17 protein-coding genes are annotated in these 16,556 nt (G+C 73.1%); 13 read left to right on the top strand and 4 right to left on the bottom strand.

Annotated features, from left to right (window positions below; genetic code table 11):
- Positions 1 to 30 precede the first annotated feature (30 nt).
- The 3 genes from ligD (at position 31) to ACWD01_RS03195 (ending at position 2,343) form a co-directional block, all read left to right on the top strand.
- A complete protein-coding gene (gene ligD / locus ACWD01_RS03205) occupies positions 31 to 918 on the top strand; it encodes a non-homologous end-joining DNA ligase (RefSeq protein ID WP_451157535.1) in 888 nt (295 codons plus the stop codon).
- Positions 915 to 1,835: an ATP-dependent DNA ligase gene (locus ACWD01_RS03200; RefSeq protein WP_451157533.1), complete on the top strand. Its 921-nt coding sequence runs from the start codon at positions 915 to 917 to the stop codon at positions 1,833 to 1,835. The genes ligD and ACWD01_RS03200 overlap by 4 nt, the downstream gene beginning before the upstream one ends.
- Before the next feature lie 82 nt (positions 1,836 to 1,917).
- Entirely contained in the window at positions 1,918 to 2,343 is a 426-nt protein-coding gene (locus tag ACWD01_RS03195; RefSeq protein WP_451157531.1) for a nuclear transport factor 2 family protein, read from the top strand.
- 48 nt (positions 2,344 to 2,391) lie between these two features.
- On the opposite strand, the gene ACWD01_RS03190 is transcribed toward ACWD01_RS03195, so the two are convergent.
- Positions 2,392 to 3,186, bottom strand: a complete 795-nt coding sequence (locus ACWD01_RS03190; protein WP_451157529.1) for a nuclease-related domain-containing protein — start codon at positions 3,184 to 3,186, stop codon at positions 2,392 to 2,394.
- Between the two features lie 189 nt (positions 3,187 to 3,375).
- Here ACWD01_RS03190 and ACWD01_RS03185 point away from each other — a divergent pair, with 189 nt between their 5' ends.
- The 6 genes from ACWD01_RS03185 (at position 3,376) to ACWD01_RS03160 (ending at position 10,321) form a co-directional block, all read left to right on the top strand.
- Positions 3,376 to 5,508: a PBS lyase gene (locus tag ACWD01_RS03185; RefSeq protein ID WP_451157527.1), complete on the top strand. Its 2,133-nt coding sequence runs from the start codon at positions 3,376 to 3,378 to the stop codon at positions 5,506 to 5,508.
- 48 nt (positions 5,509 to 5,556) lie between these two features.
- Positions 5,557 to 5,868 carry a zinc-ribbon domain-containing protein gene (locus ACWD01_RS03180; protein ID WP_451157525.1) on the top strand — a complete coding sequence of 104 codons (312 nt, stop codon included), beginning with the start codon at positions 5,557 to 5,559 and terminating at the stop codon, positions 5,866 to 5,868.
- A 101-nt stretch (positions 5,869 to 5,969) separates the two neighbouring features.
- A complete protein-coding gene (locus ACWD01_RS03175; RefSeq protein ID WP_451157523.1) occupies positions 5,970 to 7,361 on the top strand; it encodes an FtsW/RodA/SpoVE family cell cycle protein in 1,392 nt (463 codons plus the stop codon).
- Complete coding sequence (locus tag ACWD01_RS03170; protein ID WP_451157521.1) at positions 7,358 to 8,809, top strand: penicillin-binding transpeptidase domain-containing protein; 1,452 nt, start codon at positions 7,358 to 7,360, stop codon at positions 8,807 to 8,809. Before ACWD01_RS03175 ends, ACWD01_RS03170 begins: the two co-directional genes overlap by 4 nt.
- A 4-nt stretch (positions 8,810 to 8,813) precedes the next feature.
- Positions 8,814 to 9,872, top strand: a complete 1,059-nt coding sequence (locus ACWD01_RS03165) for an amidase (protein WP_451157519.1) — start codon at positions 8,814 to 8,816, stop codon at positions 9,870 to 9,872.
- Positions 9,869 to 10,321 (top strand): DUF3291 domain-containing protein, encoded by a 453-nt coding sequence (locus tag ACWD01_RS03160; protein ID WP_451157517.1) that lies wholly within the window; start codon positions 9,869 to 9,871, stop codon positions 10,319 to 10,321. Before ACWD01_RS03165 ends, ACWD01_RS03160 begins: the two co-directional genes overlap by 4 nt.
- Here ACWD01_RS03160 and ACWD01_RS03155 read toward each other — a convergent pair whose 3' ends face one another.
- Positions 10,322 to 10,921 (bottom strand): Uma2 family endonuclease, encoded by a 600-nt coding sequence (locus ACWD01_RS03155; RefSeq protein WP_451157515.1) that lies wholly within the window; start codon positions 10,919 to 10,921, stop codon positions 10,322 to 10,324. It abuts the gene before it with no gap.
- Between the two features lie 132 nt (positions 10,922 to 11,053).
- Positions 11,054 to 12,166, bottom strand: a complete 1,113-nt coding sequence (locus ACWD01_RS03150; RefSeq protein WP_451157513.1) for a ferritin-like domain-containing protein — start codon at positions 12,164 to 12,166, stop codon at positions 11,054 to 11,056.
- A 167-nt stretch (positions 12,167 to 12,333) separates the two neighbouring features.
- Between ACWD01_RS03150 and ACWD01_RS03145 the strand changes: the two genes are divergently transcribed.
- The 4 genes from ACWD01_RS03145 to ACWD01_RS03130 all read left to right on the top strand — a co-directional run bounded on the left by ACWD01_RS03145 (position 12,334) and on the right by ACWD01_RS03130 (position 15,347).
- Entirely contained in the window at positions 12,334 to 13,269 is a 936-nt protein-coding gene (locus ACWD01_RS03145; protein ID WP_451157511.1) for an AurF N-oxygenase family protein, read from the top strand.
- A gap of 43 nt (positions 13,270 to 13,312) precedes the next feature.
- Positions 13,313 to 14,041 carry a TetR/AcrR family transcriptional regulator gene (locus ACWD01_RS03140; RefSeq protein ID WP_451157509.1) on the top strand — a complete coding sequence of 243 codons (729 nt, stop codon included), beginning with the start codon at positions 13,313 to 13,315 and terminating at the stop codon, positions 14,039 to 14,041.
- A gap of 10 nt (positions 14,042 to 14,051) precedes the next feature.
- Positions 14,052 to 14,330, top strand: coding sequence for a hypothetical protein (locus tag ACWD01_RS03135; RefSeq protein WP_451157507.1), 279 nt, complete (start codon positions 14,052 to 14,054; stop codon positions 14,328 to 14,330).
- 183 nt (positions 14,331 to 14,513) lie between these two features.
- Positions 14,514 to 15,347, top strand: a complete 834-nt coding sequence (locus ACWD01_RS03130) for a coiled-coil domain-containing protein (protein WP_451157505.1) — start codon at positions 14,514 to 14,516, stop codon at positions 15,345 to 15,347.
- Here the strand turns inward: ACWD01_RS03130 and ACWD01_RS03125 are convergent.
- Positions 15,320 to 16,555 carry a styrene monooxygenase/indole monooxygenase family protein gene (locus ACWD01_RS03125; protein WP_451157503.1) on the bottom strand — a complete coding sequence of 412 codons (1,236 nt, stop codon included), beginning with the start codon at positions 16,553 to 16,555 and terminating at the stop codon, positions 15,320 to 15,322. The genes ACWD01_RS03130 and ACWD01_RS03125 overlap by 28 nt on opposite strands.
- Position 16,556 lies beyond the last annotated feature (1 nt).

Genomic DNA, 16,556 nt, shown 5'->3' with positions numbered 1-16,556 from the left:
GAATTCCGGAAATCGTGGGATTCTCATCGTATGACGCCGATCACAGAGGTGGAGGGGCGGCGCCTGGCCCTCAGCAACCTGGAGAAGGTCATCCACCCCGCCACCGGCACCACCAAGGGCGAGATCGTGCACTACTACGCCGTCACGGCTCAGGCGATCCTGCCCCACCTCAGGGACCGCCCCGTCTCGTTCCTCCGGTATCCGGACGGCCCCGACGGCCAGGTCTTCTTCACCAAGAACCCGCCGCCCGGCACCCCGGACTGGGTGCGCACCGCGCCGGTCCCCCGCTCGGAGGACCCGAAGGCGCGCCAGGTCGTGATCGACGACCTGGCCTCGCTCGTCTGGGCGGCCAACCTGGTGGTGGAGTTCCACACGCCGCAGTGGCGGGCCGACCGGCCGGCCGTCGCGGACCGCATGGTCTTCGACCTCGACCCGGGCGCGCCCGCGGGCATCGCCGAGTGCTGCGAGGTGGCCCTGTGGCTGCGCAACCGGCTCGCGCGCGACGGCCTGGAGGCGTACGCGAAGACGTCCGGCTCCAAGGGCCTGCATCTGGCCGTGCCGCTGGAGCCGACCCCCTCCGAGCAGGTCTCCGCCTACGCGAAGTCCCTGGCCGTCGAGGGCGAGGCCGCCCTGCCGAAGCTGGTCCTGCACCGGATGGCCCGGGCGCTGCGGCCCGGCAAGGTCTTCGTCGACCACAGCCAGAACGCCGCCGCGAAGACCACCGCGACCCCGTACACCCTGCGAGCGCGCACGGAACCGGCCGTCTCCGCCCCGGTGACCTGGGAGGAGGTGGAGGAGGGCCGCGCGGACGGGGCCGGGCTCGTCCTCGGACTCCTCGACATCGCGCCCCGGCTCGAGCGGTACGGGGATCTGTTCGCCCCGCTCGAGGACCGCGACCGGGCCGGGCGCCTGCCGTGACGCTGCCCCGGCCGCCCGTGAAGGTCGCGCTCGCCGAGCCGGTGAACGCGCTGCCGCGCGGCGCCGGCCTTGCATACGAGCCCAAGTTCGACGGGCACCGCATGGTGATCTTCCGCATCGGGGACGAGGTGCTGCTCCAGGCCCGTTCCGGGCGGATCGTCACGGCCGCCTTTCCCGACCTCGCCGCCGCCGCCCGGCGGCTGCCCGACGGCACGGTGCTCGACGGCGAGGTCGTGGTGTGGCGGGACGGGCGGACCGACTTCGCCGCCGTGCAGAAGCGCGCGGCCGCCACAGCGGGGCGGGCGCCCACGCTCGCCCGCACCCTGCCCGCGTCGTACGCCGCCTTCGACCTGCTGGCGGAGGCGGGCGAGGATCTGCGCCCGCTCGCGTACGAGAAGCGGCGGGCGCGGCTGGTGGCGGTGACCGGGCCGCTGGGGCCGCCGCTGCAGCCGGTGCCGATGACGCTCGACCGGGCGGAGGCGGTGGGCTGGTACGAGAGCCTGCCGGCGATCGGCGTCGAGGGGCTGGTGGTCAAGCGGCTGGACCAGAGCTACCGGGGCGGGGTGCGGCTCTGGCGCAAGCTCCGGCACACCCGTACGCAGGACGCGGCCGTCGTCGGCTTCACGGGCGCTCCGAGCCGGCCCGCCGCGCTGGCCGTGGTGCTCCCCGACGACGACACACCGGTGGTCTCCAGCCCGCTGCAGCCCGCGCTGCGCACCCAGGCGGCCGCCGTGCTGGCCGGGCGGGTGAGCGGCGCGGGCGGGACGGCGATCGCGACGGGGATCGGCGAGGTGGCGTACCGGACGGTGGAGCCGGGGGTGACGGCGGAGGTGGAGCTGGGCACCACGCGGCACACGGTGACGACGGTGATGCGGCTGAGGCTGCCGGAGGAGCTGGACCGACCGGAACTCGATTAATCAAGTTTGACTAGCTGCATGTCCGGGCACTACCTTCCAGGGCCTACAGAGCTGGGGCCACCCAGGACGACAAGGAGACAGAGTGACGTTTCTGCCCGACACCGGATACATCCCGAGCGCCGAGGAACTGGCGAGCATCCAGGAGTGGTTCACCGCCTACGACGCGCACAGCGCCGCACGCGACGTCGAGCGCATGGCGGACATGGCCGTCTTCCCGCTCAACCTGATCAGCGACGACTCCGCGGGCGACGGCGCCTCGGCGCAGTGGGACCGCCGGCAGTTCGTGGAGACCATGACCCAGGTGATGGGCGACGGCGACATCAGCTTCGAGTCGGTGCGGACGCCGGTGTTCCTCTCCGCGGCGATGGCCGTGGTCTTCACCGACTCGACCATGACCATGGACGGGCAGACCCGGCAGCTGCGGTACGCGGACGTGCTGATCAGGCGGAACGGGACGTGGGCGTTCCAGACGATGATGCAGGGCGGCTGGGGCGACAACCTGCGCTGAGCCCGGCCATGACCTGCGCCGGGCCGGCCGCGACCCGGCCCGGGCCCGTCACGCCCCGAGCCAGGTGCGGCGGTCCCGGGCCACCGCGTACAGGGACTCGACGTCCGCAGGTTTGAGCACTCCGCCGAGCCGGGCCAGCGCCGGCACCTCGTCGTCCCGCAGGACCCGGACGTCGCCCGGCGCCGGCGCGGCGAACGACCGGGGCGCGCCGACGACGACCAGGACCGGCCGGACGGGGGCGGCCAGTACGTGCGCGGCCCGGTCGGCCCGGCGGCGCGTCAACGTGAGATCGAGGACCACGCCCCGGGCGAGCCGGCCGCCGGCGCGCACCCGCAGCCGGTCGGCCGCGTACGCGTGCAGGGCGAGCACTCCGCCCGGACCGACGGCGAGATGGTCGATGTGGTCGGCGCCCGGCAGCGGCACGGCGTGCAGGACGCGCCAGCCCGCGGGTTCCAGTTCGTCGAGCGCGTCGCCGAGCCGCTGCTGAGCGGCGAGGTCGAGGAGCCGCGGATCGCGCCGCACCAGCCGCGGCGCGGCCGGCGGCCGGCGGCCGAGGTCCGTGTGGAGCGCCTCGCCGGGCCGGTTGGGCGCCAGGTCGTCGTCCGGGGGCAGGGCGAGCCGGGCCAGTTCGGCGCGGGTGGGCACGGGCGGCGGCCCCACGGTGAGCTCCCCGGCCGTGAAGGGGGCGAGCGCCTCCAGCACGGCGTCGCGATGGGCGTCCGAGAGCAGTGCGACCCGCCCGGTGTCGCGGTCGCACCACGCGACGTCGCGCCCGTCGGGGAGGCTTACACAGAGCCGGTCCCTGCCCCCGACGCGCGTCGGAGTCACCCGTAGTCGCTCCATCGCCATCACCCACCGCCCATGGGAACAGCCGCCCGCTACGGCGGCAACAGGCCGGGATTCAACAACCCCCGGACAACCCCGCCGGATACCGGTCAGGATGTCGGTTCCTTGGGGCACACTTCCCCCAGACACAAGGGTCGAGACCCGAAGTTGCTTGGAGACCCAAGGTTTCTTGGGAGGGGGACAGTCGTGTTCGCGGGAATCGACGAGGTCGCGTGGGCCTCGCTGGAGCATGCCTACGGCCCGGCCGACGATGTGCCGGAGCTGCTGCGCGGACTCGCCTCCGCGGATCCGGCCGAGCGCGAGAGAGCACTCGACGGAATGTACGGGGCCGTGCACCACCAGGGGGACGTGTACGACTCGACGCTGGCCTGTATCCCGTTCCTGATGGAACTGGTGGCCGATCCCGCGGTGCGGGACCGGGGCGCCGTCGTCGAGCTGCTGACCAGCATCGGCGGCATCGATCTGGACGGCGACGACGAACTGGACCCGGAGGACGAGGAGTTCGAGGACGCCGCGAACTACGCCATGGCCGCGTCCGCGGTCACGGCCGGGGCGGACGTCTTCCTCGGCCTGCTGGCCGACCCGGACCCGGGGGTGCGGCTCGCGGCACCGCTCGCGCTGGCCACCCTGCACAGCGATCCGGCCCTGGTGCTGCGCCTGCTGCGCGAGCGGCTGGACACGGAGCGGGACACGGAGGTGCGCCTGGCGTGCGTGGAGGCCGCCGGCCGGATAGCGCTGCGGCACCAGGGGCTGCTGCGGGAGGTGGTGGATCTGCTCACCGCCCTGTCCCAGGCGGCGTACGGCGCGGGGCTGCGGCTCGCGGCGCTCGCGCAGCTCGCGCGCTGCGCACCCGATGCGCTGCCGTCCGACGTCGTGCCGGGCGTGACAGGACTGCTGCGGGAGCTGCGTACGCAGCCGGTGGCCCCGGCCCCCGGCGGGCTGCCCTCGGCGACGCTGCTCGGCCAACTGCGGCAGGTACGGGCCGACGACGCGGCGGCCCACCGCGCCGCGCCGTGGACGGCGGACCTGCTGCGCACCCTCCACGACGGCCTCGGCGACCGGGTGGACGACCGGATAGCGCTGCTGGCCGACCAGTTGTGCAGCCCGGACCGGGCACAGCGGGTCGACGCGGTGCGGATGAGCGGCGGGCTGCTGCGGACGTGGCGGGGTGCGTACGGGGAGCTGGTCGGCCTGCTCGGCGAGCAGCTCACGGATCCCGAGCCGCGGCTCGCCATGGGGGCGGCGTACACGCTCAAGGAGCTGTTCGGCCTCGCGGTGCCGGCGGCGGACGCGCTGGCGCAGCGAGTGGCGGCGGAGCCGTCCACCTGGGTGCGCAGGTGGCAGGACGGGCCGCCGACGCTCTGCCCGATGATCGTGGCGCTGGCGCGGGTCGGCGACGCGCGGGTGGTGCCCGTACTGGCGGAGATCCTGCAGCGGGCCGAGGCGCCGGGGGACCTGGGGCACTCGCTGGACCAGCTGGGCAGGGCGGCCGCGCCGCTGGCCCCGGCGCTGCGCGAGCGGCTGGCGGCGCTCGATCTCGACGACCGGCTGGCCGACCGGGTGGAGCCGCTGCTGCACGGACTGTCCGTGCTGGGCCCGGGCCCAGCGGCGGCCGAGTCGGTGCCCGCCGTGCTGCGGGTGCTGCAGGGCGCGACGGGCGAGCGGCGCTACGGGGTGGTGCGGTCCGCGGTGCGGACCCTCACGGCCTTCGGCCCGGCGGCCCGCGAGGCCGTGCCGTACCTGTGGGGGATGCTGCGCGAGGCGGGCTACGGGCAGGGCGCCGACGCCGCGGCGCACCTCTCCCCCGCCGGGGCGGCCTTACCGCCGGCGCTGGCAGCGCGGACCGCGGGCGCCCTGTGGGCGATCGAGGGCGACCGGGACGCGGTGCTGCCGGTGCTGTACGCGGTGCTGAACACGCCCGAGCAGACGGCCCGGCAGGCGGCGGCCTCGGTGCTGGGCGCCATGGGCACGGCCGGTGCGCCCGCCGCGCCGCAGCTCGCGCGGCTGCTGCGGTCGATGGAGCCGTGGACGCGGGTGCGGGCGGCGGTCGCGCTGTGGCGGGTGACGGAGGACCCGGAGCAGGCGTGGCCGGTGCTGCGCACGGCCTGGGAGACGATGCCGCGCACCCGGATCTCGGCGGCGGCGTGCCTGGCGGATCTGTCCACGGCGGGCGCCGACGGGGCGCAGCGGCTGGTCGACCGCGAACTGCTGTCCGCCCGGCGTCACAACGGGAACGACGGCGCGGCGGACAGTCGTGACATCGTGGAGGACGAGAGGCTGCTGGCCCTGTGCCGGCAGGCGGTCCACCGCGGACCGTGACCGGTCGGCGGTCATCGGACGCATCATCGACGGGGAGGACCCGAGAGCATGATCATTTTCGGTACCAAGGGGTACGTCTACCAGCTGGCGATACTGACGCTCGTGTGCGGTCACTGCGGCAACCCGTCGGCGCACACGCTCAGGAAGCGGGTCACCAAGTTCACGCTGTTCTTCGTGCCGCTGTTCCCGTTCTCGACGAAGTACGCCACGCAGTGCACCTTCTGCGGCGCGGAGCAGCAGATCACCTCCGAGCAGGCGGAGCAGCTCCAGCTCCAGTCCGCCGGCGGCGGACAGAGCTTCCAGGGCGGGCAGCAGGGCGACCACGCGCAGCAGCCGGGGCAGCACCCGTACCAGCGCTGAGGAGCGGGGCCGACGGGCCTATGTGACGGTCCGCCTGTTCGACCTCGGCGCACTATGACATAAAGGGACAAAGAGCGTCACCGCTTGCTACGTTGCGTGGCATGACCGCAACGACGGCGGGGACGTCGCCGCACGAGCCGAGCCCCGGGCCGCGTTTACCGAAGCGCCGGGGCGTCGAGCTGTCGCTCCTCGTCTGCGCCGTCCTGATCTGCGTCCACGGCTATGCCGCCGTCGGTCTCGCCAGGAGCGGCGCCGTGCCGCCGGACGTCGCCGGCTACGGGGCGGGGCTCGGCGTCCTGGCGCTCCTCGCCCACCTGGCGGTCCGGCTGTGCGCGCCCTACGCCGACCCGCTGCTGCTGCCCATCGCGGTCCTCCTCAACGGCCTGGGCCTGGTGCTGATCTACCGCCTCGACCTGGAGACCCCGCTCGACCGGGCGGCCCCCGCCCAGCTCGTCTGGTCCGCCTGCGGCGTCGCCCTGTTCATCGGCGCCGTCGTCCTGCTGCGCGACCACCGGATCCTGGCGCGGTACGCCTACGTCAGCGTCACGGCCGCGCTCGCCCTGCTCTGCGCCCCGATCTTCTTCCCCGCGGTGAACGGCGCCCGGATCTGGATCCGGGTCGGCCAACTGTCCTTCCAGCCCGGCGAGTTCGCGAAAGTCCTACTGGCCGTCTTCTTCGCCGCGTACCTCGCCGCCAACCGGGGCGCCCTCTCGCACGCGAGCCGGCTGATCCGCCGGGTGCAACTGCCCACCGGACGGGTGCTGGGACCGGTCGTCGCGGTGTGGCTGGTCAGCGTCGGCGTGCTGGTGCTGGAGCGCGACCTCGGCACCTCGCTCCTCTTCTTCGGGCTGTTCGTCGTCATGCTCTACGTGGCGACGGGCCGGATCGGCTGGATCGCCGTCGGGCTGGTGCTGGCGTCCGCCGGGGCGTTCGCCGTCGGCTCGCTCGAACCGCACGTCCACAGCCGCGTCGAGGACTGGCTGAATCCGTACGCCAGCATCGAGGCCGGACAGGGCCCCGGCCAGCTCGCGCAGTCGCTGTTCGCCTTCGCCGCCGGGGGCGTGCTCGGCACCGGTCTGGGGCTCGGCCACTCCGAACTGATCGGCTTCGCCACCAAGTCGGACTTCATCCTCGCCACCGCCGGCGAGGAGCTGGGACTGGCCGGCCTGAGCGCGATCTTCCTGCTGTACGGGCTGCTGGTGGCGCGCGGGCTGAGCACCGGCCTCGGCCTGCGCGATCCCTTCGGTGGGCTCCTCGCCGTCGGGCTCTCCTCGATCGTCGCGCTCCAGGTCTTCGTGATCGCGGGCGGCGTGACCGGGCTGATCCCGCTGACCGGCATGGCGATGCCGTTCCTCGCACAGGGCGGCTCCTCCGTGGTCACCAACTGGGTCATCGTGGCGCTGCTGATCCGGCTCAGCCACTCGGCCCGCGCACCGCTGCCCGTACCCGTGGAGGCCGGCGTCCTCGCCCCTGCCGAGGCGGTGCGGCAGTGACCCGCACCATCCGGCACGCCGCCGTTCTCTGCCTGCTGCTGCTGCTCGCGCTGCTGGTCAACGCCGGCCGCGTGCAGGTCGTGGAGGCCCCCGCGCTCGGCGCGGAACCGGCCAACCGGCGGGCGGCCATCGCCCGTCACGCCCAGCCGCGCGGCGACATCCTGGTCGACGGGAAGCCCGTCACGGGCTCCAAGGACACCGGCGAGCAGCTGCGGTACGAGCGGACGTACCGCGACGGGCCGCTGTACGCGCCGGTGACGGGCTACGCGTCGCAGACGTACGGCACCTCGTTGCTCGAGCACGCCGAGGACCCGGTCCTCAGCGGCGCCGACCCGATGCTCGCGCCGCTGCCCCTGTGGAACGACCTCAGCCGCAGCCGCCCGCCCGGCGGCGACGTCGCCACCACCATCCGGGCCGCCGCGCAGGAGGCCGCGTACCGCGGTCTGGCCGGCCGGCGGGGCGCGGTGGCGGCGGTCGAACCGGCGACGGGCAGAATCCTGGCGCTGGTCAGCAGCCCCTCCTACGACCCCGGCCCGCTGTCCGGCACCGGGCCGGCGGTGTCGCGGGCGTGGGCGGGCCTGAACCGCGCCGAGGAGCAGCCGATGCTGAACCGCGCGATCCGCCAGACCTATCCGCCCGGCTCCGCGTTCAAGATCGTGACGGCCGCGGCGGCGCTGGAGGCCGGGGTCGTCGGCGACGTGGACGCGCCGACCCGCACCCCGGAGCCGTATCTGCTGCCGAACACCCGCACCCCGCTGCCCAACGCCACGAAGGGGTGCGAGAACGCCTCGCTGGCCTACGCCGTCCAGTGGTCGTGCAACACCGTGATGGCGGACCTGGGGGCGCGCGTCGGGCTCGCGGACATGGTCGCCACCGCCCGCGGCTTCGGCTTCAACGACCCGGCGCTGCGCATCCCCGTGGGCGTGACCGCCTCCAACTTCGACACCGACATGTCCCCCGACCAGCTCGCCCTGTCCTCGATCGGCCAGTTCAACACGACGGCCACGCCCCTGCAGATGGCGATGGTCGCGGCCGCCGTGGCGGGCGGGGGCGACGTCCGGCAGCCCTACCTGGTCGACCGCGTCACCCGGGCCAACGGCGACCTGCTGGCGCAGAACGGCCCGCGCGCCTACCGGGAGGCGATGACGCCGGTCACCGCGCAGCGGGTGCGCGACCTGATGGTGCGGGCCGTCGAGCGGGGCACCGGGAAGAACGCGGCGATCGACGGCGCCACCGTCGGCGGCAAGACCGGCACCGCCCAGCACGGCGTCGACAACTCCGGGCTGCCGTACGCCTGGTTCATCGGGTGGGCCCACGCCCATGACGCGGCGCGGCCCGCCGTCGCCGTCGCCGTGGTCGTGGAGGACGCGGCCGCCCTGCGGGAGGACATCAGCGGCGGGGGCAGCGCGGCGCCGATCGCGCGGGCCGTGATGGAGGCGGCACTCTGAACCCATGGACATCGCCGCGACGCTGGAGGCCGTCGGACGCCTCGACCCCGGCCTGAGCGCCTTCACCGACGTGTGGGGCGCCCGGGCGCTCGCCCAGGAGCGCCGCACCGACCCGGAACTGCCCCTCGCCGGGCTGCCGTTCGCGGTCAAGGGCCCCTCGGGCATCCGCTCGTACGCGGCCCGGCGGCTGACCGCGGCGGGCGCGGTGGCGGTCGGCTCGACGTCGGTGCCGGGGCCCGGCACGTACTGGCAGACCTGGGGTCTCGGCGCGCACGGGCCGACCCGTAACCCGTGGCGGGCCGACCGCACGCCCGGTGGCTCGTCCGCGGGCTCGGCGACGGCGGTCGCGGCGGGCATGGTGCCCCTCGCCACCGGCAGCGACGGGGCCGGTTCCGTGCGGATCCCGGCGGCGTGGTGCGGTGTGTTCGGGCTGAAGACGACGAACGGGCTGCTGCCGTCGCCCGACCGTACGGGCCTGGCGTCGGCGGGCGTGCTGACGGCGTCTGCGGCCGGCGCGCGGGCCTATCTGCGCTGCGTCCTCGACGCCTACGAGCCGGCGCCGCCGGAGCTTCCGGTGCGCGCGGTGTGGTCGCCCGATCTGGGCTTCGCGGACACCGAACCCGAGGTGGCGGCGGTCACGCTGGCGGCGGTGGAACGGCTGGAGTCGGCCGGCGTCCTGCGGCTCACCGACGCCCGCCCGGCGCTGCTCGACCCCGCCGGCGCGTGGTCGGCGGTACGGGGCGGCCGGCCGGAGCGGGGCGCGGCGGTCCGCGCGGAGAACGACCGGCGCCTGGACGCCCTCTTCGCCGGCGCGGACGTCCTGCTGACCCCGGCCACCCCCAACCGCCCGCACGGCCATGACGGCCCCGGCCGCGACGTCTACTCGACGGCCCTCACCTGGGCCTTCAACCTGAGCGGCCACCCGGCCGCGAGCCTCCCCGCCGGCTTCACCGGCGACGGCTGCCCCGTCGGCCTCCAGCTGGTGGCGAACAGAGCGGCGGACGTCTCACTGCTCGAAATCGCCGTAACGGCACAGGAGCATCTGACTACTGTCCGTCCATGACTTCCTACGAGCTCGCCCAGGTGAACATAGGCCGCCTCAAGGCTCCACTGGACTCGCCCCGGTTGAAGGACTTCGCTGACAACCTCGAGCCCGTCAACGCGGTGGCGGACGCCGCCGAGGGCTTCGTCTGGCGCCTCCAGACGGAGGCCGGCGACGCGACGGAGCTGCGGATCTTCGGCGACGAGTGGCTGATGGTCAACATGTCCGTATGGCGTGACAACAACGCCCTGACGGCCTTCATGTACCAGGGCATGCACCGCGAACTCCTGGCGCGCCGCTACGAGTTCTTCGAGCGGATGCACGAGGTCATGACCACGATGTGGTGGGTCCCGGCCGGCCACCGCCCGACGATCGCCGAGGCGGAGCAACGCCTCCTGCACGTACGCGAACACGGCCCGACACCGTACGCCTTCACCCTGCGCAAGCCGTTCCCGGCACCGGTGGCGTGATCAGCGCCGGCGGTTGACCGCCGTGAGGTCGATGTCGACCGGGAAAGGGAGGTCGAGGACGAGCTTCTTGTGATGGATGCCCATCAGGGCGTAGGCCCGGAGTGCCGGGTCCAGCTCGTACACGTACACCACAGGGAGCCCCTCGTCCTCCTCCACCCGCCAGAAGTGCGGGACGCCCGCGCGGGCATACTTGTCCGGCTTGACCTCCCGGTCACGTTCGACCGAGTCGGCCGAGACCACTTCCACGGCGAGCACGACGTCCTCCGGGCGGAACCAGGTCTGACGGGGCCCCTCGTCCGCGTCCACCGGAACCACGAGCACGTCCGGCTCGGGCCTGTTCCGCCGGTCCAGCCTGACGGTCATCTCCCTGATGGCCTCCAGGTGATCCGGCGCCTGCTCCATGAGCGCGTTCTCCAGCAGGCGCATGGTGCGACTGTGGAACCGGGTCTGCGGACTCATCAAGACAAGACTCCCGTCGATCAGCTCCGTGTGCGGAGGAAGATTCGGAAGCTTGTCGAGGTCGTCCGCCGTCCAGCCGTCGACCGGCGGACGGGGCCATTGGAAATCCTCGCCCAGCCCGTAATCGCGTGCGGCACTCATGGTTGCTCCCATGCGACGGAGTCTGCCTGGCAGATCCAGCCTACCCAGCCGGAATGCCAGGCATCTCGTTCGAAGGAGTGATCGACAACCGCGCCTTGACGGCTCCGGCCGGCGACCGTCGAGCAGGCCGGGTCAGGACGCCTCCGTCGCGCCGTCCGCGACGGCCTGTGCCACCTCCGCCACCCGTTCCCGCTCCTCCGCCGCGAACCGCTCGCGGTCCAGCGCTTCCGCGATCTCCTCGTCCTGGGACATCAGCAGGTCGAGACTGGCGTCGCCCAGCTCGAAGACGCCCATGTCGAGATAGGCCTTCTGGAGCCGCTCGCCCCAGAGGCCGATGTCCTTGACGCAGGGCACGATCCGGCTGAAGAGGAGCTTGCGGAAGAGGTGGAGGAACTCGGACTGCTCCGAGTACTCCTCCGCCTCCGCCCTCGGGACGCCGAAGTTCTCCAGGACCTCGATGCCGCGCAGCCGGTCGCGCATCAGATAGCAGCCCTCGATCACGAACTCCTCGCGTTCACGCAGTTCCGCGTCGGAGAGCTGCCGGTAGTAGTCGCGCAGCGCCATCCGGCCGAAGGCCACGTGCCGGGCCTCGTCCTGCATGATGTACGCGAGGATCTGCTTGGGCAGCGGCTTGGTCGTGGTGTCGCGGATCATGCCGAAGGCGGCGAGCGCCAGGCCCTCGATGAGCACCTGCATCCCGAGGTAGGGCATGTCCCAGCGGGAGTCGCGCAGGGTGTCCCCGAGCAGGGACTGCAGACTGTCGTTGACCGGGTAGAGCATCCCGACCTTCTCGTGCAGGAAGCGGCCGTAGATCTCGGCGTGCCGCGCCTCGTCCATGGTCTGCGTCGCGGAGTAGAACTTGGCGTCGAGGTCGGGGACGGACTCGACGATCCGCGCCGCGCAGACCATGGCGCCCTGCTCGCCGTGGAGGAACTGGCTGAACTGCCAGGACGTGTAGTGCTTGCGCAGCTCGCCCCGGTCCCGTTCGGTCATCTTCGCCCAGTGGCGGGTGCCGTACAGGGTGAGCGCCTCGTCGGGGGTGCCCAGCGGGTCGTACGGGTCGACCTCCAGCGCCCAGTCGATGCGCTTGGCGCCGTCCCACTGCTTGTCCTTGCCCTTCTGGTAGAGGGCGAGGAGGCGTTCGCGCCCCTCCTCGTACTCCCAGCTGAAGCGCGCGGAGCCGGTGGCGGGAATCTGCCAGATCGGCTCCGAGGGGGCTTTCGTGTAGCGGTCCTGGCTCGACACCGGCGGCTCCTTCGCCTCGTATCCCTTGTGCACAAGGACAGTTGGCAGGCTCACACGTTGGTAGACGCGGAGTCAACAAGTCGTGCGCGGGGGATTGACGAGGTTACTGACAGGGAGTCTCATAACTGCAGAAGCCGGTGACCCCCACTCGCGAGGTGCCCTCAGCCATGACGACAGTGACCGACCGCGACGTGCAGCTGCTCCGCGACGCCCTCGGCCCGCTCCGGGACCGCGAACAGGTCGCCGCACGCCTGCTCGAGTCCTCGGCCAAGCACTCCTTCGACCCCGACAGGGAACTCGACTGGGAGGCCCCGGTCGAGGACGGCAAGTGGTTCTGGCCCCCGGAGCTGGTCTCCCTCTACGACACCCCGCTCTGGCGGAAGATGTCCGAGGAGCAGCGGATGGATCTCGCCCGGCACGAGGCCGCGTCGCTCGCCTCGCTCGGGATCTGGTTCGAGATCATCCTGATGCAGCTCCTGGTGCGCCACATCTACGACAAGTCGGTGACCAGCAACCACGTCCGCTACGCGCTCACCGAGATCGCCGACGAGTGCCGGCACTCGATGATGTTCGCCAGGATGATCGAGAAGGGCGGGGCCCCCGCGTACCAGGTGCCGCGCGTCTACCACAACATGGCCCGCCTGCTGAAGACGGTCTCCACGACACCCGGCTCGTTCGCCGCGACCCTCCTCGGCGAGGAGATCCTCGACTGGATGCAGCGCCTCACCTTCCCCGACGAGCGGGTGCAGACGCTGGTGCGCGGCGTCACCCGCATCCATGTCATCGAGGAGGCCCGCCACGTGCGCTACGCCCGCGAGGAGCTGCGCCGCCAGATGGTGACCGCGCCGCGCTGGGAGCAGGAGTTCACCCGGCTCAGCTGCGGCGAGGCCGCCCGCGTCTTCAGCGTCTGCTTCGTCAACCCCCAGGTGTACGAGAACGTCGGCCTCGACCGCCGCGAGGCCGTCGCCCAGGTGAAGGCGAGCGGGCACCGCCGCGAGGTCATGCAGACCGGCGCCCGCAGGCTGACCGACTTCCTGGACGACATCGGCGTGCTGCGCGGAGCCGGCCGCAGGCTGTGGAAGAGTTCCGGCCTTCTCGCATGATCACATGACGGGCTCCGCGCACCCTGCGGTTACGCTGCGGAGCATGACCGGTCCCCCTGCCGCCACCCGCGCCTACCGACGGCTCAGCGTCGAGGAGCGCCGCGAGCAGCTGCTCAAGGCGGCGCTCACCCTCTTCGCGCACCGGCCGCCGGAGGAGATCTCGCTCGACGACGTGGCGGAGGCGGCCGGGGTGTCGAGGCCGCTCGTCTACCGGTACTTCACCGGCGGCAAGCAGCAGCTCTACGAGGCGGCCCTGCGGTCGGCCGCCGACCGGCTGGAGCAGTGCTTCGCGGAACCGCAGGCCGGCCCGCCCACCGAGCGGCTGACCCGGGTGCTGGACCGCTATCTGGTCTTCGTCGACGAGCACGACGCCGGCTTCAGCGCGCTGCTGCGCGGCGGCAGCGTCGCGGAGACCTCCCGTACGACCGCGATCGTCGACGAGGTGCGGCGGGCGGCGGCCGAACAGATCCTCGTCCACCTCGGCGTGGACCGCCCCGGGCCGCGCCTCGGCATGATGGTCCGCACCTGGATCGCCTCGGTCGAGGCGGCGTCGCTGATCTGGCTGGACGAGGAGAAGCAGCCGCCGGCCGCCGAGCTGCGCGAGTGGCTCGTCGACCATCTGGTCGCGCTGCTCACCGCGACGGCCGCGACGGACACCGAGACGGCGGCCGTGGTCGCGGACCTGCTCGCCCAGGAGACCCCGGACGGCCCCGTCGGCACGCTGGTGCGCCGGCTCGGGCCCGTGGTCGGCGGCGCGGCGCACCTGCTGTGACACTGGTCCGGTGAGAAGCGAGAACACCCCCTTCGAGGGCGGCCCCCTCGACGGCCGCGTGCTGCCGGTACTGGTCGGCCCCACCGGCCACCCCCCGAAGTGGTACAAGGTCCCCGTCCCGAACGACGACGGCACCCCGCCCACCGTCCACGCCTACCGCCGCGTCCCCTCCGGCTACACCAGGCGGCTCAGCCTCCAGCGCGGCTGGAAGTACGAGTACGCCCCCGGCGGCGTGGAGCGCCGCGAACTGAAGTGGCCGTGGTCGAAGCCGGGGGGCGGCGCGGCCTAGGCGCACGGCGGGGCCCGGGTGCCGCGGCCGGAGGCGCAAGGGGCCGCGCCGGGCGGGTGGGGATCGTGACCGGGTGGGTGACCCGGTTGCGCCGGGGTGCGCAGCTCCGGTCGCCGGGCGGGCAGGGGGCGCGCAGCCTCGGGTGCGGGCGGAGGATCCGTCCGTACGGCCGGAGGTGATCGGGTGTCAGGAAAACGTACGCTGCGGGCCCTGTGCGTCGGCGCGCTCGTCGTCGCCGCGACGGCGACGGCGCTGCCCGCGGCGGCGGAGGGGCCGGAGCCCCGGGACGGGCGGGGCGCCGTCGACCAGGTGCTCGGCGAGCTCGGGGACGCCGTCATGGAGCGGTTCGCCGCCGGCGGCGGAAACCCCGGCCCGCCGCTGTCGCTCGGCGAACTCACCGCCGCGCCGGGCGTGAGCGGCGTGCTGACCCGGCTGCGGGAGCTGTACCGGCAGGCGGAGGCGGCCGGGGAGACCTACCGGAGCACCGAGGAGGCCCTGCGGGCCCAGCGCACCGAGACCGCGCGGCTGAACCGGAAGCTCGCGAAGGCACGCGGCGCGCTCGCGCTGAGCCGCGCCGAGGCGGGCCGGATCGCCCGCGAGCAGTACCAGGGCACCTCCGAGCTCTCCGCCTATCTGGAGCTGCTGCTCGCCCGTGACCCGCAACGCGCCCTGGATCAGCGGCATCTCATCGAGCGCGCGGCCACCGGCCGGCTCGCGGCCATGGCCCGGCTGGAGGCCGGTGAGAAGCGGTCCCGTGAGCTGGCTGCCGCCGCCCGCAAGGCCCTGGACCGGGAGTTGGTGCTGGCCGCCCGGAAGAAGCAGGCACGCGACCGGGCCACGGCCCGGCTGCGGGCCGCAGAGGGGCTGCTCGCCTCGCTCTCCGCCGAGCAGCTCACCGCCCTGGCCGCAGCGCGGGGCACGACGACCACCCCGCCCGAACTGCCGGCCGGCGTGACGGACGGCAGCGCGGACGAGGATGCGGGCAGCGATCAGGCGCCGGAGACGGAGGCCAGGTAGGCGCCGGTCTTCTCCGGGTCGTAGAAGAAGTTCTCGAAGTCGGCCGGGTCGTTGAAGCCGTTCGCGAACCGGTCCGCGACCGGCTGAAGCTGACCGCCCGCGCCGATCAGGTTGAGCACGTGCTCCGGCGGCGCCCCGAGCATCGTGTTCGTCCACTTGGTGACGTGCTGCGCGGTCTCCCAGTACCGGTCGAACGTGCCCTGCATCCACGGCTCGTCGAACGGCCTGTCCCCGTGCTCGGTGATCGACGCGAGGTAGGAGGCGGCGCACTTGGCCGCCGAGTTGGAGCCCTGGCCGGTGATCGGGTCGTTGGCGACGACGACGTCCGCGACGCCGAGGACCAGTCCGCCGCCGGGGAGCCGGCCGATCGGGTTGCGGACGGTCGGTGCGTACCGTCCGGCGAGCGTGCCGCCCGCGTCGGTCAGTTCGACCCGGGTGGCCCGCGCGTACTCCCAGGGCGTGAACTTCTCCATCAGCTCCAGCGTCAGGGAGAGGTGCTCCGCCGGGTCCTTGACACCCTTGAAGACGTCGAGCGGACCGCCCGGGACGCCCTCCCAGAAGAGGATGTCGGCCCGGCCGGACGTGGTGAACGTCGGCATGACGAACAGCTCGCCGACGCCCGGCACCAGGTTGCAGCGCACCGCGTCGTAGTCCGGGTGCTCGGGGCGCGGGCCGAGGCCGTGCACATAGGCGACGGCGAGCGCGCGCTGCGGCTCCGTGTACGGCGAGCGGGACGCGTCCCGGCCGAACATCGAGACCAGTTCGCCCTTGCCGGCCGACACCAGCACCAGGTCGTAGGTGCGGGAGAAGTAGTCGAGGTCGGAGACGGCCGCGCCGTGGATGACGAGCTGTCCGCCGCGCTGGGCGAAGGTCTCCATCCAGCCGGCCATCTTCACACGCTGGTCGACGGACTGCGCGTAGCCGTCCAGCTTGCCGACCCAGTCGACGGCGCGGCTCGAGTCAGGAGCGGCGACGGAGACGCCGAGACCCTCGATCCTGGGGGCCTGCGACTCCCAGAAGTTGATGCCGAGGTCGCGCTCGTGCTGCAGGGCGGTGTGGAACATGCACTGGGTGGACATGACCCGGCCGGACCGGATCTCGTCCGCCGTGCGGTTGGACATCAGCGTGACCTCGTAGCCCTCCGACTGGAGGCCGAGGGCGAGCTGAAGACCGGACTGGCCTGCTCCGACTATGAGTATCTTCCGCATG

The organism is Streptomyces sp. NPDC002835 (assembly GCF_053591995.1).
The sequence above is the reverse complement of the archived record's forward strand: the minus strand, read 5'-3'. Positions and strand labels throughout refer to the sequence as shown.

What these genes read in the sequence shown, in the direction of transcription:
- ligD (WP_451157535.1), top strand. Translation starts at nt 31, where the DNA reads ATGACGCCGATCACAGAGGTGGAGGGGCGGCGCCTGGCCCTCAGCAAC.
- ACWD01_RS03190 (WP_451157529.1), bottom strand. Translation starts at nt 3,186, where the DNA reads ATGGAGCGACTACGGGTGACTCCGACGCGCGTCGGGGGCAGGGACCGG.
- ACWD01_RS03180 (WP_451157525.1), top strand. Translation starts at nt 5,557, where the DNA reads ATGATCATTTTCGGTACCAAGGGGTACGTCTACCAGCTGGCGATACTG.
- ACWD01_RS03175 (WP_451157523.1), top strand. Translation starts at nt 5,970, where the DNA reads ATGACCGCAACGACGGCGGGGACGTCGCCGCACGAGCCGAGCCCCGGG.
- ACWD01_RS03165 (WP_451157519.1), top strand. Translation starts at nt 8,814, where the DNA reads ATGGACATCGCCGCGACGCTGGAGGCCGTCGGACGCCTCGACCCCGGC.
- ACWD01_RS03160 (WP_451157517.1), top strand. Translation starts at nt 9,869, where the DNA reads ATGACTTCCTACGAGCTCGCCCAGGTGAACATAGGCCGCCTCAAGGCT.
- ACWD01_RS03155 (WP_451157515.1), bottom strand. Translation starts at nt 10,921, where the DNA reads ATGAGTGCCGCACGCGATTACGGGCTGGGCGAGGATTTCCAATGGCCC.
- ACWD01_RS03145 (WP_451157511.1), top strand. Translation starts at nt 12,334, where the DNA reads ATGACGACAGTGACCGACCGCGACGTGCAGCTGCTCCGCGACGCCCTC.
- ACWD01_RS03140 (WP_451157509.1), top strand. Translation starts at nt 13,313, where the DNA reads ATGACCGGTCCCCCTGCCGCCACCCGCGCCTACCGACGGCTCAGCGTC.
- ACWD01_RS03125 (WP_451157503.1), bottom strand. Translation starts at nt 16,555, where the DNA reads ATGCGGAAGATACTCATAGTCGGAGCAGGCCAGTCCGGTCTTCAGCTC.